21 protein-coding genes are annotated in these 20,458 nt (G+C 37.8%); 8 read left to right on the forward strand and 13 right to left on the reverse strand.

Annotated elements, in window-relative coordinates:
* The first annotated feature begins 40 nt into the window (after positions 1-40).
* On the forward strand, positions 41-2,230 hold the full coding sequence (locus tag PHX18_03575) for an S-layer homology domain-containing protein (GenBank protein ID MDD3593689.1): 2,190 nt from the start codon (positions 41-43) through the stop codon (positions 2,228-2,230).
* A 67-nt stretch (positions 2,231-2,297) separates the two neighbouring features.
* Here PHX18_03575 and PHX18_03580 read toward each other — a convergent pair whose 3' ends face one another.
* Complete coding sequence (locus tag PHX18_03580) at positions 2,298-2,438, reverse strand: hypothetical protein (GenBank protein MDD3593690.1); 141 nt, start codon at positions 2,436-2,438, stop codon at positions 2,298-2,300.
* Positions 2,439-2,575: 137 nt separating this feature from the next.
* On the opposite strand from PHX18_03580, the gene PHX18_03585 reads away from it, so the two are divergent.
* The 6 genes from PHX18_03585 to dapA are packed head-to-tail and all read left to right on the forward strand — an operon-like array spanning position 2,576 to position 7,299.
* Complete coding sequence (locus PHX18_03585) at positions 2,576-2,995, forward strand: hypothetical protein (protein ID MDD3593691.1); 420 nt, start codon at positions 2,576-2,578, stop codon at positions 2,993-2,995.
* A gap of 18 nt (positions 2,996-3,013) precedes the next feature.
* On the forward strand, positions 3,014-4,024 hold the full coding sequence (gene aroF, locus PHX18_03590) for a 3-deoxy-7-phosphoheptulonate synthase (GenBank protein ID MDD3593692.1): 1,011 nt from the start codon (positions 3,014-3,016) through the stop codon (positions 4,022-4,024).
* Positions 4,021-4,563 (forward strand): 5-formyltetrahydrofolate cyclo-ligase, encoded by a 543-nt coding sequence (locus tag PHX18_03595; protein ID MDD3593693.1) that lies wholly within the window; start codon positions 4,021-4,023, stop codon positions 4,561-4,563. Before aroF ends, PHX18_03595 begins: the two co-directional genes overlap by 4 nt.
* A 15-nt stretch (positions 4,564-4,578) precedes the next feature.
* Positions 4,579-5,373: a 4-hydroxy-tetrahydrodipicolinate reductase gene (dapB, locus tag PHX18_03600; GenBank protein MDD3593694.1), complete on the forward strand. Its 795-nt coding sequence runs from the start codon at positions 4,579-4,581 to the stop codon at positions 5,371-5,373.
* A gap of 10 nt (positions 5,374-5,383) precedes the next feature.
* The gene (locus PHX18_03605; GenBank protein ID MDD3593695.1) at positions 5,384-6,409 is read left to right on the forward strand and encodes an aspartate-semialdehyde dehydrogenase; all 1,026 of its coding nucleotides are present in this window, start codon (positions 5,384-5,386) and stop codon (positions 6,407-6,409) included.
* 11 nt (positions 6,410-6,420) lie between these two features.
* On the forward strand, positions 6,421-7,299 hold the full coding sequence (gene dapA, locus PHX18_03610) for a 4-hydroxy-tetrahydrodipicolinate synthase (GenBank protein ID MDD3593696.1): 879 nt from the start codon (positions 6,421-6,423) through the stop codon (positions 7,297-7,299).
* A gap of 1 nt (position 7,300) precedes the next feature.
* Here dapA and fliI read toward each other — a convergent pair whose 3' ends face one another.
* The 12 genes from fliI to PHX18_03670 form a co-directional block, all read right to left on the reverse strand.
* Complete coding sequence (gene fliI, locus PHX18_03615) at positions 7,301-8,611, reverse strand: flagellar protein export ATPase FliI (GenBank protein MDD3593697.1); 1,311 nt, start codon at positions 8,609-8,611, stop codon at positions 7,301-7,303.
* Complete coding sequence (locus PHX18_03620; GenBank protein MDD3593698.1) at positions 8,604-9,485, reverse strand: FliH/SctL family protein; 882 nt, start codon at positions 9,483-9,485, stop codon at positions 8,604-8,606. Before PHX18_03620 ends, fliI begins: the two co-directional genes overlap by 8 nt.
* Positions 9,478-10,494 (reverse strand): flagellar motor switch protein FliG, encoded by a 1,017-nt coding sequence (gene fliG, locus PHX18_03625; protein MDD3593699.1) that lies wholly within the window; start codon positions 10,492-10,494, stop codon positions 9,478-9,480. The genes PHX18_03620 and fliG overlap by 8 nt, the downstream gene beginning before the upstream one ends.
* Before the next feature lie 5 nt (positions 10,495-10,499).
* Entirely contained in the window at positions 10,500-12,098 is a 1,599-nt protein-coding gene (fliF, locus tag PHX18_03630) for a flagellar basal-body MS-ring/collar protein FliF (GenBank protein ID MDD3593700.1), read from the reverse strand.
* A gap of 75 nt (positions 12,099-12,173) precedes the next feature.
* Entirely contained in the window at positions 12,174-12,614 is a 441-nt protein-coding gene (gene fliE, locus PHX18_03635) for a flagellar hook-basal body complex protein FliE (GenBank protein ID MDD3593701.1), read from the reverse strand.
* A gap of 12 nt (positions 12,615-12,626) precedes the next feature.
* Positions 12,627-13,127 carry a flagellar basal body rod protein FlgC gene (flgC, locus tag PHX18_03640; GenBank protein MDD3593702.1) on the reverse strand — a complete coding sequence of 167 codons (501 nt, stop codon included), beginning with the start codon at positions 13,125-13,127 and terminating at the stop codon, positions 12,627-12,629.
* Positions 13,127-13,603, reverse strand: a complete 477-nt coding sequence (gene flgB / locus PHX18_03645; GenBank protein MDD3593703.1) for a flagellar basal body rod protein FlgB — start codon at positions 13,601-13,603, stop codon at positions 13,127-13,129. The genes flgC and flgB overlap by 1 nt, the downstream gene beginning before the upstream one ends.
* 19 nt (positions 13,604-13,622) lie before the next feature.
* Positions 13,623-14,879, reverse strand: a complete 1,257-nt coding sequence (locus tag PHX18_03650) for a HAMP domain-containing sensor histidine kinase (GenBank protein ID MDD3593704.1) — start codon at positions 14,877-14,879, stop codon at positions 13,623-13,625.
* 21 nt (positions 14,880-14,900) lie between these two features.
* Positions 14,901-15,617 carry a response regulator transcription factor gene (locus PHX18_03655; protein MDD3593705.1) on the reverse strand — a complete coding sequence of 239 codons (717 nt, stop codon included), beginning with the start codon at positions 15,615-15,617 and terminating at the stop codon, positions 14,901-14,903.
* 383 nt (positions 15,618-16,000) lie between these two features.
* The gene (locus tag PHX18_03660) at positions 16,001-16,480 is read right to left on the reverse strand and encodes an HAD hydrolase family protein (GenBank protein MDD3593706.1); all 480 of its coding nucleotides are present in this window, start codon (positions 16,478-16,480) and stop codon (positions 16,001-16,003) included.
* Entirely contained in the window at positions 16,477-17,361 is an 885-nt protein-coding gene (locus PHX18_03665; protein ID MDD3593707.1) for an N-acetylneuraminate synthase family protein, read from the reverse strand. The genes PHX18_03660 and PHX18_03665 overlap by 4 nt, the downstream gene beginning before the upstream one ends.
* Positions 17,362-17,665: 304 nt before the next feature.
* Positions 17,666-19,786 carry a hypothetical protein gene (locus tag PHX18_03670; GenBank protein ID MDD3593708.1) on the reverse strand — a complete coding sequence of 707 codons (2,121 nt, stop codon included), beginning with the start codon at positions 19,784-19,786 and terminating at the stop codon, positions 17,666-17,668.
* Positions 19,787-20,136: 350 nt separating this feature from the next.
* Between PHX18_03670 and ssb the strand changes: the two genes are divergently transcribed.
* On the forward strand, positions 20,137-20,457 hold the full coding sequence (gene ssb, locus PHX18_03675) for a single-stranded DNA-binding protein (GenBank protein MDD3593709.1): 321 nt from the start codon (positions 20,137-20,139) through the stop codon (positions 20,455-20,457).
* Position 20,458: the final 1 nt, after the last annotated feature.

Consider the following 20,458-nt stretch of genomic DNA (forward strand, 5'->3'; position numbering starts at 1 on the left):
ATTGTTTAAGACTGCAGTTTTTTACTTATGGAGGAATAAAATGAAAAATAGAAGACTTAACATCGCAGCTGCATTATCTTTCGGAGTTTTAGTCATAGCTAGCCCCGGTTATTGTATGGATAGTGCGAATACTGCCTCAAATTGTATCGATGAGATTGAAATTATTTCAGTCAAAGATGATGTGCAATTTGTTACAGACGACAGAATTGCCGATTGCGGATGCCCAAAACCATTTGCAATGCCAAGTAGTGTTAGAGTTAACACAGAAACAGGTGCCGCAGCAGGATTAGATTGTGATCCTTGCAAAAAACCTGAAATACCCAGTCCTTGTTGTGATAATGAAGTAATGGACTTTGTAGAAGTATCGCCGGCATGTCCTTGCCCGGTTGTAATTGATCCTTGTGACCCTTGCGACCCTTGCGACGTATCACCTGCATGCCCTTGTCCGGTTGTTAAAGACCCTTGTAACTCTTGTAACCCTTGTGCAGAACCGGTCGCTGATCCCTGTCCCGTCCCTAAATGCAACACAAACCAATTAGGACCGGACTGTGCTGTATCACCGGGATATGTAAAAGGCTCGGACAAAGAAATACAGGTTTATGCTTATCCTAAAAACGTGTACGGCGTACCGTCAATATTTGCCAGTGAATCAACTGCAATGGGCTTAGGCGGCGCAACAGTTGCCGGCACAAGTGATTCTAAAGGCATAATGGTAAGCGAAAATGAACCTATAGGCGGCAACGTAATTACGGGTGCTGCGGCAGGCTTACCAACAATTAATAAAAAAGGATGTGATCTTGACCTGAGCGGTAATGTAAACAGTACTGCTCCTAAAGGCTGTCCTTTGACTATCCACTCTAATTCCAGTATGCAGGTTGTAGAAAAATCTTTTGACAAGATAGACCTTGTAAAAACAACGGGTGCAGCAACACCTCTTACAAACTCTTTTAAAGATATTTCCCCTTCTTACTGGGCAGCTAATGATATTAACAGATTAGCCGCTGCACAAGTAGTAGCAGGATATCCCGACCATACATTTAAACCTGACAGATATGTTACAAGAGCAGAGTTCACAAGCCTTGTTGTATCAGGATTAAATTATCAGGGTGAACCTTACTATGATAAAGCTATCTTTAGCGATGTACCGCAATCACACTGGGCTAATAAAGTTATAGATAAAGGCGTTAACGGCGGGTTAGTCGCAGGATATCCTGACGGCAGATTTAAACCTAATGCAAATGTAACAAGAGCGGAAGCTTTGGTTACAATGGCAAAATCATTAAGTCCTTGTGATATGGATGATTGTAAAGCTGAACAAATTTTATCTAAATATTCAGACGCTTCTTCCATCCCTGCTTGGAGTAAAGTTCCTGTAGCAAAAGCTATTCAGGCAGGTTTGTTAAATACTTGTCCGGAAACAAATACTTTAAGAGCAAATGATGAAGCAACAAGAGCAGAAATCGTAGCAATGTTAGCTACTGCAAGAGTTGCAATAGGTATTGATGCTGCTCCTATAGCTTGCGGTTGTGCTGAAACAGGTGCTGCTGCTTACGTTGAAACCGACGAAATTATGCAAGTACCAACATTAAAAGTAAAATTTGACGACAGTATTTCTGCAAGAGAAAATCAGGCAGGAGAATCATTCCGCGCCCGTTCAACAGAATGTATCAAGATAGATGGCAAGCTTTATCCCGAAGGTTCTTTAGTAAGAGGTAAAATTGTTGAAGTTGTAAGACCGACAAAAGACTCTCAAGGTGCTTTAAAAGTTGTATTTACAGAAATTAAGAATGAAGATATGAGCTCACCTCTGCCTCAGGAAGTACTTGCCGTTCAAGTTCTTGAAAACCACAAACCTAATGTAGTATCAAGAATTGCGAAGACACCATTCACATGGGCAGGTTCTATTATAGGTAATACAGCAAGAACGCTTGGCGGCGCATTAGTTGTCGCAGGTAACGGCGCAGAAGCTGCTTCAGGTAATTTTGGTACAGGTATGGGAGAACTCTTCCAGGGTAAACTCGGCTCTGCATTCAAGAGTTACGGCCAATCAGCGGTTGCCTTGGTTAAAGCTCCTATAGATGTTACAAGAACAGGCCTTAGCGGTGTAGCGGGACTTGTTGACATTACTACAGACGAAATCGCATTCGTAATTGCTTCTGACGGTACAAAGATTTCTCAAATCAATCCTAATGAAGTTGTACAAGTTGCCTTTGGCGTATGTGACAAATAATAACAAAATAATAAATAAAAAGCCGTTAAAAAAGCCGATATCTTTTTGATATCGGCTTTTGGCTTAACTATTCAAATCTTTTCCATTTTGCCATGTCGGTAACTAACTTTGCCTGGTCTAAACTGAGTTTTGTGGCTAATGTAAGCATAACAGGGCTTTTTATTTGTTTTTCAAAAAACTTCTTTTCTTCAAAATCTAATTCCTTCATTTCCAATTTCTCCTAATATAAACTTCCTCTTTCTCTTATATTAATAAAAACAATTAGTCTCCAAAAATTGCCATGAGGTGTTTTAATTTTTAATTTTTCATGTATAATAATCCTAGTCAGTAAACAAGGAGTATAAAATGTCAGAGTATCTAATAATAGCGGAAAATATTACCTACAAGAATAACAAGCTTAGCTGTATCAATATTTTTGATAACTTTTCGGCAGTAGCGCTTCCTGCAGAATTTGTATTTGATCTTGTAGTAATTTGCGGTCCCAACTGGGCGCCCGGAGAAAAGAAATTAACAATCAAAGCTAAAACCAATACTGACGTAATGATAGATGTCGGCGAAATTACCGTTAATATCCCAAATGAAGATTTCGTATACAATGCGATGGCTCAAAACCTAAGAATTACGGTAGACTACAGCATTAAAGATTTAACCTTCCTCGTATACGAAGGCGAACAAGAAATTTTAAGCAGAAAATATACTATAAATTCTTTATTAGTTCCTGCTCAGGAACAGGCAAATTCTGAAGGAAATAAAACGGAAGAATAATACGAAAAAGGGATTAAGATGCTTATAGTAATGAAATCATCTGCTTCTGATGAGCAGATAGGTTATGTTGTAAAAATAATAAAAGCAAACGGATTTGATGCACATATTTCAAAAGGCGATATACACACCGTAATAGGTGCTGTAGGCGGCAGAAGCATTGATGCTCGTGAATTTGAGCTAATCGACAGTGTAGAAAAAATAATAAAAATATCTTCAGGTTACAAGCTTGTAAGCAGAACATTCCAGCCTAATGATACCGTTATTAAAATAAAGGACATTGAAATAGGCGGGGAAAGACTTGCTCTCATAGCAGGTCCATGCAGTGTAGAATCTTATGAACAGGTAGATGCTACAGCCGGTGCACTCCAAAAAATCGGTGTAAGAATTTTAAGAGGCGGCGCTTTTAAACCCAGAACATCTCCCTACGCTTTTCAGGGGTTAGGCGAAGAAGGATTGAAAATCTTAAGAGAAGTAGCCGATAAATACAACATGATTGTAACATCTGAAATAATGGATATTTCCCAAATTCCCCTGTTTCTAAAGTATATTGATATATTGCAGGTAGGCGCAAGGAACATGCAAAACTTTAACCTGCTAAAAGAACTCGGGCATCTTGATAAACCTGTTATGTTAAAAAGGGGATTAAGTGCAACGATTGAAGAATGGCTTATGTCAGCAGAATATATTATGTCAGGCGGTAACAGAGAAATTATACTTTGCGAAAGAGGTATAAGAACATTTGAACCTATGACACGTAATACTCTTGATATTTCTGCTATTCCTATAGTAAAAAAATTAAGCCACCTGCCGATTTTTACAGACCCGAGTCATGCAACGGGTCTTCGCGATAAAGTTGCACCCATGTCTTTAGCATCAATTTCTGCAGGTTGCGACGGATTAATAGTAGAAGTACATCATAATCCTGAATGTGCATTATGCGACGGAGCACAATCTCTTTATCCCAAGCAATTTGAAGAATTATACTCACAAATAAGAGCAATAGCACCAATAGTTAAGCGTAGTTTATGAATTCAAAAAAAGAATTAAGAAATCCGGCTAAAGAAATTCGCAGCAAAATTAATATGCATGATATAAGCAAACTTATTATTGCCAAACTGCTGAATACTTCCGTATGGCAAAATTCAAAAAATATTGCACTATACTACCCTTTTGGAAGCGAAATAAACTTAACCCCGTTATTTGATGAAAATAAAAATTTTTATCTGCCTAAAATATTCGGTGATACAATGAACTTTTGTCCTTACAAAACAGGTGATGTTTTGAAAGAGAATATTTACGGCATAAAAGAGCCTCAAACAGAAGTAATAGCCCCAAAAATAACAGACTTGATTATTCTCCCCGCGCTTATGGCAGATGTCAACGGCAACAGACTGGGATACGGGAAGGGTTATTACGATAAGTTTTTAACGCTCAACAAGATTAAAGCGGCTAAAGTTGTGTTAATACCGCATGAATTGCTACTGGAAAACCTCCCTTGTGATACTTGGGACGTGAAATCAGACCTTATAATTACCCAATTTCATGTTTATGAGATAATTAATAAGTAAGTAAGGAGAATTTTCATGATTAAAGTTTTGGTATCAGGCGCCTGCGGCAGGATGGGAAGCGAAGTTGTAAGAGCTGTTGATGCGTCTGAAGATATACAGCTTATCGGAGCCGTAGATGTCATAAAAATCGGCGAGGATATCGGCAGCATAGCTTTAAATAAACCAAACGGAATACAGGTGCAAAATAATCTTAAAGAAGCTGTAATTACCCTAAAACCTGATGTAGTTGTTGATTTTACCGACCCAAACAGTGTATTTACAAACGCAAAACTGATTTTTGAAGCAGGCGCAAGACCTGTTATCGGTACTACGGGGTTAAAAGAAGAAGAAATAGCAGAACTAAAGTCTATTTCCAAAAGCAGGAATTTATCGGGAATGATAGCTCCAAACTTCACTACAGGCGCTGTTCTAATGATGATGTTTGCAAAAATGGCGGCAAAGTACTTTGACAATGCGGAAATTATCGAATATCACCACAATAAGAAAAAAGATGCGCCCTCAGGCACTGCAATTAAAACAGCTCAGCTTATGGCTGAAGCAAAAGAGAATTTTACTAACGGAAACATTGATGATATAGAGTTAATCAAGGGTTCCCGGGGAGGAACAGCTCCGTCTGATATCCATATTCATTCTGTAAGAATGCCGGGGTATATGGCATCTCAGGAAGTATTATTCGGCTCATTAGGTCAAATTCTTTCCATAAGACACGACAGTGTTGACAGAAAATGCTATATGGACGGCGTTTTAATGAGCATCAGATATGTATGTGCCAACAATGAATTTGTGTATGGTTTAGATAATATTTTATGAGGATATAAATATGAGCGGAATAAATTTAGCGGTATTAGGCGCAACAGGGGTAGTTGGTTCTGAAATTCTCAGTGTTCTAAGCAACAGCAATATCCCTATAAATTCAATAAAAATGCTGTCAAGCGCAAGAAGCGCAGGCAAGAAAATAACTTTTAAAAATAAAGAATATACCGTTGAAGAAACTACCGCAAAATCTTTTGAAGCTACGGATATAGTACTTGCTTCGGCAGGAGCCTCCACAAGCAAAGCCTGGCTTGATGATATTCTAAAAGCAGGAGCAGTCATAGTAGATAACAGCAGCGCTTTTCGTATGGAAAAAGATATCCCTCTTGTGATAGCAGGCGTAAACGATGAGGATTTGAAAAAACATAAAGGAATAATTGCCAATCCTAACTGCTCAACATCGCAGTTAATGCTTCCTTTAAAGCCTTTGCATGATTATGCAGGCATAAAAAGACTTATTGTAAGCACATATCAGGCAGTAAGCGGGGCAGGGAAAGAGGCTATGGATGAGCTTGAAGCCCATTCCAGAGCCGAGCTGAACGGTGAAGAATTTGAAACCAAAGCATTTGTAAAACCGATTGCATTTAACCTTATTCCTCAAATAGACGTATTTTGCGACAACGGCTATACAAAGGAAGAGATGAAAGTTGTCAACGAAACAAAAAAAATTCTTCATCTGAAAGAAGAAACCCCTATCAGCTGCACAGCTGTGAGAGTTCCTGTATACATAGGGCACTCGGAAGCCGTAACAGTTGAGTTTGAAAAACCGTTAAGTGTTGAAAAAGCAAAAGAAATCCTTGAAACAGCCTATGGTGTTGAGGTAATGGATGATATAGCAAATAAAATATACCCGATGCCAAAATACGCAGCAGGCAAAGACCCTGTATATGTCGGTCGTATAAGAAAAGATTTGGCATTTGATAATGCTGTTGCAATGTGGGTAGTAGCTGATAACCTAAGAATAGGCGCCGCTTTAAATACCGTAAGAATTGCAGAAAAACTTGTAAGTATGAAATTAGTAAGAAACAGTTAAAGGAGTTAACTATGACAAAAAGATTTGAAATCGGCAGCGTGATAACAGCAATGGTAACTCCTTTCAAGGAAGATTTAACCATTGATTACAATGCGCTTGAAAAACTTGTCCACCATCTCATAAACAATGGTTCGGATACAATACTTGTAGCAGGTACGACAGGAGAATCACCTACTTTAACACATAAGGAAGAATTGGACTTGCTCAAAGCAGTAAAAGAAATATCTCAGGGCAGAGTAAAAATTATGATGGGTGCCGGCTCAAACTGTACACAAACGGCGGCAGAACAATCTAAAAGGGTTGCAGCCTTAGGCGTAGATGCAATTTTGAGCGTAGTACCTTACTATAACAAGCCTTCTCAGGAAGGTATGATTAAACACTTCGGAGATATAGCGAAAAGCGTAAACCTTCCCATTATGTTATATAATATTCCGGGCAGAACAGGAGTTAATATGCTGCCTGAAACCATTGCGGCTATCGCTGAAGAAAATAAAACTATCTTTGCGGTAAAACAATCTAACGGTGATTTAGACCAGGTAAGCGAAATAGTTTCTTTAGTACCTGACGGATTTGATGTTTTCAGCGGCGATGATTCACTCACCCTGCCTATGATGGCGCTTGGTGCAGCAGGGGTAGTGAGTGTTGCTTCTCATATTATAGGCAGCGAAATAAAAGAAATGATAGAACTGTTTAAAGCAGGTAAAGTACAAGAAGCAAAAGACCTCCATATAAAACTATACCCTGTATTTAAAAAAATATTTATGGCGCCTAATCCAACGCCTATTAAATGCGCTCTTGCCAACAGAGGAATATTAAATGACTTTGTAAGAAGCCCTCTTGTCAGTTTAAACAGCAAACAAAGAGAAGAACTTTTGGCAATTACACAATAATCTAAGATTCGGCAATTTGCATTATACGCTCTATAGTTTCATCATAAGGGGTCTTTTCATCAAGACCTTGTCTTAAAAAGTCATTTATAGGCTCATTTAACTCAAGCGCTTTATCTACGTTAGCGTCAGTACCTTTAATATACGCGCCTATATTAATGAGGTCGGCATTTTTTTGGTAAACAGCGAGCAAGTTTCTGAGTTTACCCGCTGCTGCTTTATGTTCTTTTGTAGTAATATCAGTCATTACACGGCTTATACTTTGAAGAACATCCACGGCAGGATAGTGGTTTTTGTGAGCCAGCTCCCTTGATAACATTATGTGCCCGTCAAGAATACTTCTTGCGGTATCAGAAATAGGTTCATTAAAATCATCACCTTCAACTAATATTGTATAAAGACCCGTAATGGTTCCTTTTTCACCTGCGCCCGTCCGTTCCATAAGCTTAGGCATAAGGGCAAATACAGAAGGAGTGTAACCTCTCGTTGCGGGAGGTTCACCGACAGCAAGTCCGACTTCACGCTGAGCCATTGAAATACGGGTCATCGAATCAAGCATAAATAAAACATCATGCCCGCAATCCCTAAAATACTCCGCAATAGCGGTGGCAACATAAGCGGCTTTTATTTTAACCAAAGAAGGCTGTTCACTTGTAGCAACAACTACTACGGAACGGCTTAAGCCTTCTTCACCAAGTGAGTTTTCAATAAATTCCCTGACTTCACGTCCGCGTTCTCCTATAAGCGCTATTACATTTAAGTCTGCGGTTGTATTTCTTGCTATCATAGCCAAAGTCGTACTCTTACCGACGCCCGAGCCTGCAAAAATCCCCATACGCTGACCTTTACCGACTGTCATAAATCCGTCTACAGAGCGTATGCCCAAAGATAACGGCTCATCAATTCTTTTTCTCGCAAGAGGGTTTATATTAGGCTTATTGGTAGAATAAAATTTATTGGACTTTACCTGAACGTTAGCATCTATAGGATTTCCCAGACCGTCTAAAACTCTGCCTAAAAGCTCATGCCCGACTTTTATCTGCATGGGTGCCTGAGTATTCATAACAATTGACCCCGGCTTTAAGCCTTCCATATCACCAAGCGGCATAAGAAGAATTTTGTTTTCTTTAAACCCTACGACTTCGGCAAAAATAGGCAGGGCAGAAGAATCCGTATAAATATGGCATAAATCGCCGATACTGGCAGCAGGTCCGTCGGCTTCTATAACAAGACCTATTACCTGAATGACTTTGCCTATTTCATTCATAGAATTAGTTTCTTTTATTAAATTTTTGTATTTTGTTAAATCAAACATCTTTATCTTTATTTTTATTTTTTGATAATTTACTTTGAATTTGCTTCTCTACCTGCTCATCGACAGTTTCGTCCATATTTTTTGCAGCTAAAAGCACCCTTGAGAGCTTCTCTATCTGCGAAGAAATTCTTGCATCAATCCTTGAACTTAAACTCTCTACCACAACCCCGTCAGAAGAAACTGTCTTGTCCTGAATAATTTTTATCCGGTCAAGGTTTGTTATTCTCGCCTTCAATTCCTCTGCAAATTCTGATGCATACTCTAATAATCTTGGATTTACAACTATTTTTATATCTTCTTTTTCCTTGAGCATGGAAAGAGCCGTTGTTGTCATATTTTTAAAGCACTCTGCATTGTTAACAAATTCCACCTGTACAACCTTGGAAGCTATAAGCATGGCAAGCTCTATTATTTCTTTTTCCGATGAAAAAACAATCTCATTTTTCACTTCAAAAGCGGCGTTAGTAAGCGCATTTAAAGACTCTATCCGTTTGATGCATTCTTGCTTAAAGTTTTCAATCCCGTCTTCATAACCTTTTTTAAAGCCTTCTTCTACGCCTTCGTTCCTTGCTTCCTGAAAAATTTCTTCTTTTTTCATACTAGCTTCCTGAATAATTTCATTAGCTTTGATATCCGCTTTGAGTTTTATATCCTCAACAAGTTTTTTAGCATCGGAAAGCATATGTTCTTTTTGGTGCAAAGAGTCTTTAAGCCGGTCATTAAGCTCATCAATTTTAGCCTGCAAAATACCAACCTCATCGTTAAGCAGTTTCTTTTGCATGGTAAGATTTTTAACTTCATCCTCCTGGGTTTCGCCGGATAAAATAAAAGACTCCCCAAGTTTTATAGAATCGCTTTGTATCCTTTTATACAATGAACTCATCCTCAGCTCCGGCTCTCATAATTATAATTTCGCCTGAAGATTCCAATGCGCGCAATACAGAAACAATTTTGCTTTGTGCTTCCTGAACTTCTTTCGCACGAACAGGCCCCATATATTCCATATCGTCTTTAAGCATTTCACCCGCACGCTCGGACATATTTTTGAAAATCTTTTCTTTTACTTCAGTATTCGCACCTTTAAGGGCTAAAGCGAGTTCACGTGAATCAATTTCCCTAAGAAGTCTTTGGATTGATCTGTCATCAAGCAGAATAATATCTTCAAATACAAACATAAGCTCACGCACCTGCTCTGCCAATTCAGGGTCCTGGAATTCCAACGTTTCAATAATAACTTTTTCGGTAGAGCGGTCGGCTCTGTTCAATATATTTGCCAAAGACTCCACACCGCCTGCCTTTGAAAAGTCCTGAGTTACAACAGAAGAGAATTTTTGTTCAACTATTTTTTCTACTTCGCTCAAAATTTCAGGGTTGGTTCTGTCCATTTCAGCTATCTTAACAGATACTGCAGCCTGGATTTTAGGCGGCAAACTGTTCATGACCTGTGCTGCTTTATCAGGTTTTAAATAAGCCAAAACCAAAGCTATAAGCTGGGGGTTCTCATTTTGGAAAGAAGTTGCAAGCTGAGAAGGGTCGGCATCATTGAAAAATTCAAACGGGTTTGAATGCATAGCAGACAAAAGCTTGTTCAAAACCATCTGTGACCTTTCAAGTCCGTATACACGCTCTAAAAGCGTTTGGGCATAATTCATACCGCCTAAAGACAAATAACTGCTTGCCTGAAACAAAGAATAAAATTCCTCAAGCACTTCATCTAACGCCTCCGGCGGAACTTTATTCAGGCTTGCTATATCCATGGTAATTTGTTCGATTAAATCATCGTCCTGAATGTTTTTTAATATTTCAGCGGCAGTGGTAGGTCCCAAAACTATAAGCAGGGCTGCAACTTTCTGTGTATTTGACATGTTTTTAAAATTTATCATTTTTGTTAATCCTTAATGAACGATAATATTAATCTTGAAGCATCTTCAGGGTTTGTCATAATCATATTATTAAGCTGAGACTTCATCATTTCAAGCTCGGGCGCAAGCTTAGCTTCTAATATAGGCATATTTGAAGTGCTAAGCAGCTGTTGGGATTCCTGGGCTAATCTTTCAAGCTCGGCTTCCTGCATTGCATAATCATCATACTCGTCATACGATGGATTTTCTCTAACTACTTCACCTTGATAAGGTTTTTTCAACATTGACTTGATTATAAATAACGCAAATAACCCCAAAATTAATACGACAAGTAACGGACCTATTTTTGTTACCCAAAAATTCACCTGATTTTCGGTTTGTATTTCTTTCATCATCTTGCTCGCATTTACCTGCTCCGCATCTAACCCGGAGAATTCCATGCTGGTGATTTTTACGATATCACCTCTTTCGATATTAGCGCCTGCCGCCGAAATAACCAAATCCTGCAGCTCTTTTGATTCTTCTTCCGTTAAAATTTTATTTATCGCGACGGCAACAGTCATTCTGTTAACAGAACCCGGGGCATATACAACCTGTTTAATTTCCTTGGATACATTATAGTTACTTATCATCTTATTTTTTTGATAGTTCATAGTTTTATCATTAACATTAGCCGTTTGCGTTTCAGTTTGATTTTGTGCTGTTTGCGGCTTATTTGAACCTTTATCATAAAGTTCCGTTTCTGATTGTGTAGAAGCTAAAATACCCTCATTACTGCCGTCCAGAGGAACATATTTTTCTATTGTGGCTTTTGCACTGTCAAAGTTAATATCCGCGCTTACTTCTACCGAAACATTATCAGAGCCGACTATACGTTCTAAAACTTTAGTTATTTTTTTTGCGGTATTTTTTTCAAAAGTAGTTTTATAAGTTTCTATGTCATTTGAGTTTTTATGTATTTCATCACTTAATACATCACCGTTTTGGTCGCTTAGAAAGACCTTCTCGGGTTTTAAGCGCGGAACTCCGTAAGCGACTAAATTCTTTATCGCTTTAACCTGCTCTGTCTTAAGAGTAACGCCCGGTACTAAAACCAGCATAACACTTGCAGAGGGTTCTTCATCATTATCGGAAAAAACCGAACGCTCAGGGTCTGCAAGCTGAATTCTTGCTTTTTGAACACCGCTTATACGTTCAATAGTTCTGGTTAATTCGCCTTGATAAATTCTTTGTTTTGTAAGTTTATTCTGAAAATCTGTCGCTCCGAGCTGTACTTTGTCCAAAAGTTCAAATCCGGGAGAACTGTCTTTTATAATATCATTTTCGGCAACAAATATCCTCAAATCTTCTTTTTGGTCAACAGGCACCAAAATAGTTTTTTTATCATCGCTAAGCTTGTATTTATAGCCGTTTTTCTTAAGGCTCTCTGTTACATTGACAACATCATTCTCCTGCAAATCGCTATAAAGCACAGACCAATTAGGTTCTGTAGACTTGGTAACAAAAAATACCATAGCGGCAACAGCAGCTATAACCAGTACACAAATGGAAACTTTCTGGAACAGTTCCAAGCCGTCCCACAATTTTTTTATATCGGAAAAAATTAAATTTAAATAGTTATTCAACCCCGGTCCCTCAAATCCTCTTAATTATATTGTAGCGTGTTTTTTAATGATATCAACAATGTTAAATTAGGTTAATTAAAACTGCATTCTTGTTATTTCTTTATATGCTCCTACGATTTTATTTCTTAGCTGTGTCGCCATTTCAAGCCCCAGTCCTGCTTTTTGGGAAGCTATCATAACACTGTGTATATCAACATTCCCGCCTGAAGCAAAAAATTGTGTTAAATCTTCCGACTCTTTTTGCAGGTTATTAACATTTTGCAAACCGTCAGACAATGCCGAGCTAAAAGATTTATACAATTTGTCCGGAGTCGCCTCTGAAGATTTAACACCGTCGATAGAAAGCGCTTTTAAATCTTCTTTCAACTGCTCATCGGTTATGTGTTCAAACTTCGGCATTTCAACAGAAATATGCCCTTGTAAAACTTTATTAGAACCCAGCAAATTGCTGCTATCCGATTTAAAATTCGCCATCGGATTAAAATCCGCTAAATTTGAAATATCCCCAAACTGCATCTTTCCTCCTCACTATATTTTTAATGCGTTGTTAATCATACTTTTAGAGGCTTCAATCGAAGCAATATTAGCCTCATAAGCTCTGTTTGCCACCATCATATCGACCATTTCATTTACTATATTAATATTAGGAACCTGAACAAAACCGTCTTCATTTGCGTCAGGATGCGACGGGTCATAAACCGTCTTAAACGGCTGCTTATCATCTTCAATCTGACTAACGGTAACGCCCTGCGCAACCAAAGGCGAATCAAAGGATACACTGCCCTTTAGCTTAATGCTGCCTGACATCGAATCATATCCGGGCGACAAATCCTGAGAAGGCAGCAGCGGACCTTGTCTTGCCTGGTCATAAATAGCTGAGAAAACCACATTCTTCTTCACATAAGGTCCTAACGACCCGTCGGGCTTTCTTGTAGTGTTAATGTTGGCTATATTACTTGATATAGCATCCATTTTTAACCGTTGGGCATATAAGCCTGTTGCTGAAATGTCTAAAGAATTAAAACTCATTATAACGTACTCGCTGATTTAAACTGATCTTCCATTTTCTTAAAGTATTTTGACTGCAGCTGCGCTAAAACATTATACTTTGAAGAATTTTTAGCAAGCTCAACCATCTCCGCTTCTATGTTAACATTATTCCCGCTGCTGATAACAGGCGAATCCGTGTCAATAATATCCTCCGGAGCAAAGGATTTAAAATTGTCGGCTTCCATTATTACATCTGATGCATAAGAATTCGGTAAAATACCGACATTGACACTCATCGGTTTTAGTGAAGCATAAGAGTTGTTTAGCTTTACCTGCTCTTGCATTCTTTCATTTGCCATTATATTTTTTAACTGGTCCTCAAACTGAACATCAACCCTTGTATAGTTGTCGGTTTGAGAATTGGCAATATTAGCGCTTATGGCTTTTTGTCTTGCAGACAGTCCGTCCATTGCCTTTTCAACAATTTTTGAAGTTGTGTTTGACGTAAAATCCATCTCTCTCCCCTTTTATTTTTTAGTGAAGCTTTATAATAAACTCGCACCCGTTTTCACTGTTTGTCAGCAGGTCTAATTCTCCGCCGTGTTTTTCTATAATATCTTTAGAAAATGCAAGCCCTATACCCGAACTGTTTTCCTTGGTAGTAAAGTATGGACGAAATATCTTAGGTAAAATTTCCGGACTTACCCCATGACCTTCGTCTTTAATTGTGATGCATGCATTGTTGTCAACTTTATCCAATACAACTTTTACGGACTTATAAGGGTCAGTAGCCTCAAGTGCATTTTTCAAAAGATTTAGCATAATCTGATAAATTTTATGCCTGTCAATATTAACTTCAACATCACATTTCGCATCAAAAATTATACTTACTTCTTTTTGTTTAAATGACGGCGAAGCAAAGTCGACTACATTAGATATAACGTCTTTTAGGCTTTCTTTTTTGATATTCAATTTGATTTCTCTTGAGTAATTGGACATCTCGGACAGTGTGCTTTCTATCGTTTCAATAGCATTTATAATTACCTCTGACGCTCGTTGTGCCGACTCCAAAGAAGAAATATCACTTTGACCGTTTTTGATTTTTTCGATGTGAGAATTTAAGATTTTGCCGTAAACCCCGAGCATTCCGACGGGATTTCTAAGCTCATGCGAATAGTTGCGCAGAATATTTCTTACATCTTTTTCTTCGAGAATATTGTATTCCTGAATTTCATTATTTGCACAAATCAAATCTCTTTGATAATCTTCAACTTTAAGCAGAAGTTTATTCAATATTGCATCAAATATAACGTTGCCTCTTCGGTCAAGCTGCAATTTAGATACATGTTTTTCAACAGGAGCAAATTCAGAATTTATCTTTATAACTTCGTAAACTTCGCCGACAACAGCTGAACTCATTGTTATACAGGCATTAAAGAAACCTTTTGTATCAGTAGGCGCCCAAGCCAGTACAACCGAAAACCTGTCCGCCATAATCAGTACAAAACTTTCTTCAAACTTAACATTGTTATCCTGCATAATTTCAAAGTTATTATATGCGCTGGTATCATCATAGCTGAAGATTTTGGCGTTAGAATATGAAAGTCTTGTCAGAATACCTTCAATACCGTCTAAATTATCCGTTTTTAAAACAACTACGCTTTCACTTCTTAAATCCATTATTGTTTCAAGCAGCGTTCTAAAAAGGCTCAAAACTGTTTGCTTAACGTACAAATTTGGAAAATCTTCAAATAACGGAAATAAAGATACATTTCTTACGGTATTAATCATTGTATGCTCCTTGCACCCTACCTATACAGCCAAACGGATTTTATTAGTTCTCATTTTTTTAACTAATCCGTTGTTTATAGCATACAATACCGCCTGGGTTCTGTCATTCACCTGAAGTTTTTGAAATATATTATTAACGTGGGTTTTTACGGTAGTTTCGCTTATAAACAATTGATTGGCAACACCTTTATATGTAATACCCTGAGTTAATAAATCTAAAACTTCTTCTTCGCGTTGTGTTAAGTAATTTAACAGATTTTCTTCATTTGACAGCGGACAGCTATCCTCATTAACAACAGTCTGGAAGTGTTCAAAAAACTTGGAGACAATAATGGAAGGCATAAATATTTTGCCGTTGGCAACTTCTATAACACCCTGAATTAGCTGTGATGAAGCCATTGTTTTAAGGATGTAACCTTTTGCGCCTTCTTTCATAACTCTGTAGATTAAGTCAGAATCATCATAACCTGTTACAGCAATGATTCTTGATTCAGAATCAATTTTTTTGATTTTTTGTATAAGTGTAATACCATCAACGTCAGGCATGTTAATATCCATTAGAATTACATCGGGTTTGTACTTTTTTACCATACCGAGACAAACGTCTGCGTTAGTAGCAATCCCTACAACATCAAATCCTCCATCTAAGCTTGCAATCCCTCTAATACCCGCGGCATGATCATAATTGTCATCAACTACAAGCACCTGAATGCTCGAATTTAACTTAGCTCTTTTCATCGATTTCCCCCCATACATATTACATACTCCATCAGTAAAATTGTTTTTTAGTAATCTACACTAAAGATAGTACTCTTTTGAAAGGAGCTTCTCATCGACCCTGGGGTCTAAAAAAACAAAAAAGGGGTTATAAAATTGACTAAACCACATGGTCTATAAATCAGTTAAAATGCTGACTTATCAGGGCTTAGGTGGGATTTTGCAAGTCTTTTGAAAACCGTCAATTTGAAGGATTACACACTAAGGCATGCTCGTATCAATAGTTCTTAAAGAGGAGCTGTCTCATGCTCTTCACCTCTTCACAGTTTATATCAGCGTACAACAATGAGATCCTGAAATAAATTCAGGATGACAACTTCCCAGCTTCTCAACTTCTTAGCTGCCTAGTCCACCAACGCATCTATAATCTCTCTAAAAGCGCCGTTGCCGCCTTCAGCTTCCGTTATTTGAATACCTTCAAGTGTTTTAACTTTAGAATTGGCGTTCTGAACGGTAACAGGAAAGCCTACATACTTCAAACACTCAATATCATTAACATCATCACCGACAAAAACAACTTTTTTCTTATCTATATTATGGCGATACAGAATTTGCTGCAAAACTTCTTTTTTATCACGAATATTGGTGTGAACTTCCTGAAGTTTAAACTTATCTGCTATGTAATCTATTATAGAGCCTTCATCACCTGAAATAATAGCTACTCTATATCCGTTTTTTTGTGCAATAGAAACAGCCATTACATCTTTGAAGTTAATACGCTTTGTAAAATCACTGCTGCCGTCTTTTATATAAACAAAGCCATCCGTCATTACACCGTCAAAATCGGTAATGATATACTCAATATCTTTAGGTAAATTTATCATACACTTACGCCGCTTTTTACTCTTCTTAACTTTTTAATGATAGGTTTTTCACTTTCATAAACAGTCTTTTTACCATCGCCAAGTATCATTGGGGTAAGCCTTATATCACGAACAAGCCTGCAAATACCAACAGGCTCCAAGCTTGCAGCATGGTCTGACCCCCACATTGTCCTGTCAATGGTGATATGGCGCTCTACCGAACATGCCCCCATTGCAACGGATAAAACTGAAGGCAATACGCCTCTTTCATGCCCGCTAAAACCTACAGGCACATTGTATCTTTGTTTCAGAAATGCTATGGCATTTAAGTTAATCTCATTGTTGTCCGTAGGATACGTAGAAGTACAATGGTAAATAATTAAATCTTTAACACCTAAAACCGCTACGGCATGGTCAATTTCCTCAACCATACTCATGCCGGTAGAAAGCAGAATAGGCTTGCCTTTTGCCCTGGTATATTTAAGAAGGTTATCATCTGTCAAAGATGCTGAAGAAATTTTATAGCAGGGCGGATTAAATTGTTCTATAAAATCAACTGAAGCTTCATCCCAACAGGATGCAAACCAGGTCATATTTTTTTCTTTGCAATATTTATCGATTTCAGCATATTGTTCATAACCGAACTCAAGCCCTCTTTTTAAATCCCCGTTAGTTTCACCGAAAGGATTAGGACGAGGCATAGCAAGCTCTTCCTGAGTGTATACAACATCTATGGTTCTTTTTTGAAATTTGACCGCATTACAACCGCTTGTCTGCGCAAGATCTATAAGTTTTTTTGCGGTTTTAATACATCCGTTATGATTAATACCAATCTCTGCAATAATAAAACATGGATGAGCGTCACCTACTATTGAATGTCCGATTTTTACACTATTTGCCATTAATAATTCCTTCCTGAGTAAACCACTGAAACTTTTGCGAAAACACTAGCCGTGCTTTTAATTTTATCACACTTTTAAGGAATTCTTCATGGGTCAGGTGAAGTAGTTTTTGGCAGGAAGCCGGGATAGGAGGCTGGGAGGCTGGGAAGCTGAGAAGCCCAGCAGCTGTGATTAGGTTTAAGGGTTTAAGAGGTGAAGAGTTTCAATAAGTAGGCAGATGGGAAGTTGAGAAGCTGATAACAGATGAACAAAAAAGCCCTGAAATTATCAGGGCTTTTGTTTTTATCAGAATTATTTCAATTAATTATCTTGGTGCTTTTATCATTTTCTCATATTCTTCTTTGGTGATGTAACCTTTTTGGTAGGCTTCTTCTCTTGCTCTTTCAACTAAACCGAGAAGTTCTGTTTTCTTTGCACCGCTAAAGTCACCTTCAATCCAGGAATCTATTGTTGTTTTTTTCATAAAACTATCACCATTTAGGTAAGCCTTATCAAGATAGGCAACTATCCTTGCCAAAGAACCGTCTGCTAATTTATTTTCCGTGACGATTGCATCTACTGTGGTTCCATCAGTCCCACCCATTCCTGCAAAATACCATCTTCCGTCATTCATCGCTGTTATAAGTCTTCTGCCATCTCTGGTAGCTTTAGCTGTTTCAAGTTGATTTTCTCCATCTGTTTTTTCTTTTAATTTTTGAACTTCTGCCATTTGTTCTTTTATTTTAAGCTTGTCAGCAACTGCTATATTACCATCGTCCAATAGTTTTTGAAGGTCTTGAAGAATTTTAGCACAATCTAAAGCTCCTGCTTTTGTTTTTTGATCTAATATAGTGTTAATTTTGGATTGAAGTTTTTCTGATGTATTTTCTGCAGGCTTCTTAGCTGAAGGGTCTTGTTCCGATTTTTCAGATTTTACTTCTTTTTTTGCTTGATTCTCTGCGCGTGTAGTAATGCCTGACCACGCAGTCTTAACATTAGAATTAGAGTTTTTTATGTTAGTTTCAAAATCTTGCCCTGCCGGTAATAAACTATTTGTAATTGCTTTTAAAATGTTAAGCTGATTAGTATTAAGTTTAGTATCAGGATTAGCTTTTAAATATTTTTGAATAGCCTCAACCACTCTTGACGGAGCTCTGAGAGTTCCGGATTCCTTCATTAATGAAGTGATGTCAGGTTCATTTGAACTATGCATACTTAAAATAATTTTTTCTACAATTGCTTCATCAGCATTTAAATCTTCTGTGCCTTGTTCTCCCAGCTTATCCAAAACTTTTTGTGCGGATATTTCAGCCGAACCTTTTTTAGGTGCATTTTTTGTTTCCCCTGCATTCTTTTTTTTGCCGGTTTCTTTAGAATCTTCTACCTCATAACCATCCCCTTCTGATGAAGATGTTGAAGAAGCTTTTTTGTATTCTGCTGTTTTACTATCTTTAAAAGCATTTGGTATATATTCATTATTCTTTGCAGCTAATTCCGCAATTTCTTTTTGCAATTTTGTACCTTCAGACTGGAGCGCAGCATATGCCGTTTGAGTCATAGCAGGAACATTTTGTCTTTGGTTAATATAAGACTGTATTTTCTCCTGCAATTTTACGAAGGATTCCTGCTTTTGTTTTAACTCATCTATTTTTGTTTGTAAGTTAGCTTTATTGGATTGAATTTGCTTCAATTCTTTTTCATCTAAATTAGAATAGATATAGGACTTGCCATCTTTGTCTTTAAATATTGCAGAAGGTAATTCTTCATCAGTATCAGTTCCATAAACACCCTTTTCTAAAGACTTCAATTCGCTTACTAATTTTTTCATTTCAGCCTTATCAGTATCAGTTTTATCTGATTTTGATGCCAAAGCTTTGATTTGAGCTTCAAGCCCTTGTAATCTTTTTAAGTTATCAGGTGTCAATTTAGATAGAATATCTGCATAACCCATATCAACTTGACCATTTGAATTTGCAAATTGATTAGCTACGGGCTGTACTCCGGGAGCAACGTTATTAAGAAACTGCCCAAAAGCTGCAATACCACCAGGTGCATATGAATTAAATGTTCCTGACATATAATTAAGCATGCCTGACATATTAGCACCGCCGCCGCCTGTATAGCACATACCTTCAAATGGTGAAATTGCCGTACCGGTAAAGTTAGGGAAATATCCGTAAGAATTTCCATAGCCATATCCGAAAACTCCGCCGCCGTTTGACTGCTGATTAACTAAGGATAAAACAGGACTTACGACACCTGAAACACCGTTTGTAACAGTACCTAATGTTCCAAAAACATTACCTAAAAGTCCATTCACAACACCAAACAAACCGCCTATAAGACCATCATTGTTGGGGTTAGTATTATTGGGGTTAGTAGCATTCTGTTGTTTAACGACTTCTTTAGCCGCTGCTTGAGCTGCAATAGCTGAAACTTCTGTCATGCTTTTATCCTCTATTTTTCATCTCTTATTTAAATAAAAACAATCGCGCGAAAAAAATTGCGTTTTAAAATAGCTTTAATTATTTTCCCTTTACCTGCCTGGCTTCCCAGCTTCTCAACTTCCAAATCGGTAAGATACTAGGCTCGCTCCGCTCCTCAGCATGACAGTAAGGTTGTCACCCTGAACTCGTTTCAGGGTCGCATGGTTGAGCGTACAATAATGAGAGACTGGACTCGCTCCGCTCCTCAGCATGACAGTAAAAAGCCTCTCAGCTGCCAAACTTCCTTAAGGGTTTGTTAAAAAAAATCTTTTAATGTATAATGCACTCTATAGTTAAATTGAGGACAGTTATGATAAATTCCGTTGTAGTAGTTGGCAGAACAGGGCAAGATCCTGATATTAAATATTTTGAATCCGGAAAAGTTAAAACTTCTTTCTCCGTGGCAGTAAACAGATGGAGCAAAGAAGGCGAAAAAACAGATTGGTTTAACATTGAACTTTGGGATAAAAACGCAGAATTTGCAGGTGAATATGTTAAAAAAGGCAGACTGGTTTCAATAGAAGGCAAACTTGCTATAAGCAAATGGAAAGATGCTTCCGGCGAAGAAAGAGAACGCTACTTTGTCCGTGCAAATAATATACGCTTACTAGGCAGTAAAAAAGAAGAATAAT

This window comes from Candidatus Gastranaerophilales bacterium, assembly GCA_028696075.1.
Lineage (GTDB): Bacteria > Cyanobacteriota > Vampirovibrionia > Gastranaerophilales > JAILCC01 > JAQVHS01.

Bases quoted from the DNA above. Each gene is read 5' to 3' on its own strand.
- flgC (MDD3593702.1), bottom strand. From the start codon at position 13,127: ATGAGTTTTAATTCTTTAGACATTTCAGCAACAGGCTTATATGCCCAA.
- fliE (MDD3593701.1), bottom strand. From the start codon at position 12,614: ATGCAGTTTGGGGATATTTCAAATTTAGCGGATTTTAATCCGATGGCG.
- PHX18_03655 (MDD3593705.1), bottom strand. From the start codon at position 15,617: ATGAAAAGAGCTAAGTTAAATTCGAGCATTCAGGTGCTTGTAGTTGAT.
- fliI (MDD3593697.1), bottom strand. From the start codon at position 8,611: ATGTTTGATTTAACAAAATACAAAAATTTAATAAAAGAAACTAATTCT.
- flgB (MDD3593703.1), bottom strand. From the start codon at position 13,603: ATGGATTTTACGTCAAACACAACTTCAAAAATTGTTGAAAAGGCAATG.
- ssb (MDD3593709.1), top strand. From the start codon at position 20,137: ATGATAAATTCCGTTGTAGTAGTTGGCAGAACAGGGCAAGATCCTGAT.
- PHX18_03660 (MDD3593706.1), bottom strand. From the start codon at position 16,480: ATGATAAATTTACCTAAAGATATTGAGTATATCATTACCGATTTTGAC.
- PHX18_03665 (MDD3593707.1), bottom strand. From the start codon at position 17,361: ATGGCAAATAGTGTAAAAATCGGACATTCAATAGTAGGTGACGCTCAT.
- aroF (MDD3593692.1), top strand. From the start codon at position 3,014: ATGCTTATAGTAATGAAATCATCTGCTTCTGATGAGCAGATAGGTTAT.
- PHX18_03580 (MDD3593690.1), bottom strand. From the start codon at position 2,438: ATGAAGGAATTAGATTTTGAAGAAAAGAAGTTTTTTGAAAAACAAATA.
- PHX18_03605 (MDD3593695.1), top strand. From the start codon at position 5,384: ATGAGCGGAATAAATTTAGCGGTATTAGGCGCAACAGGGGTAGTTGGT.
- dapA (MDD3593696.1), top strand. From the start codon at position 6,421: ATGACAAAAAGATTTGAAATCGGCAGCGTGATAACAGCAATGGTAACT.
- PHX18_03585 (MDD3593691.1), top strand. From the start codon at position 2,576: ATGTCAGAGTATCTAATAATAGCGGAAAATATTACCTACAAGAATAAC.
- dapB (MDD3593694.1), top strand. From the start codon at position 4,579: ATGATTAAAGTTTTGGTATCAGGCGCCTGCGGCAGGATGGGAAGCGAA.
- PHX18_03670 (MDD3593708.1), bottom strand. From the start codon at position 19,786: ATGACAGAAGTTTCAGCTATTGCAGCTCAAGCAGCGGCTAAAGAAGTC.
- PHX18_03650 (MDD3593704.1), bottom strand. From the start codon at position 14,879: ATGATTAATACCGTAAGAAATGTATCTTTATTTCCGTTATTTGAAGAT.
- fliG (MDD3593699.1), bottom strand. From the start codon at position 10,494: ATGATAAATTTTAAAAACATGTCAAATACACAGAAAGTTGCAGCCCTG.
- PHX18_03575 (MDD3593689.1), top strand. From the start codon at position 41: ATGAAAAATAGAAGACTTAACATCGCAGCTGCATTATCTTTCGGAGTT.
- PHX18_03595 (MDD3593693.1), top strand. From the start codon at position 4,021: ATGAATTCAAAAAAAGAATTAAGAAATCCGGCTAAAGAAATTCGCAGC.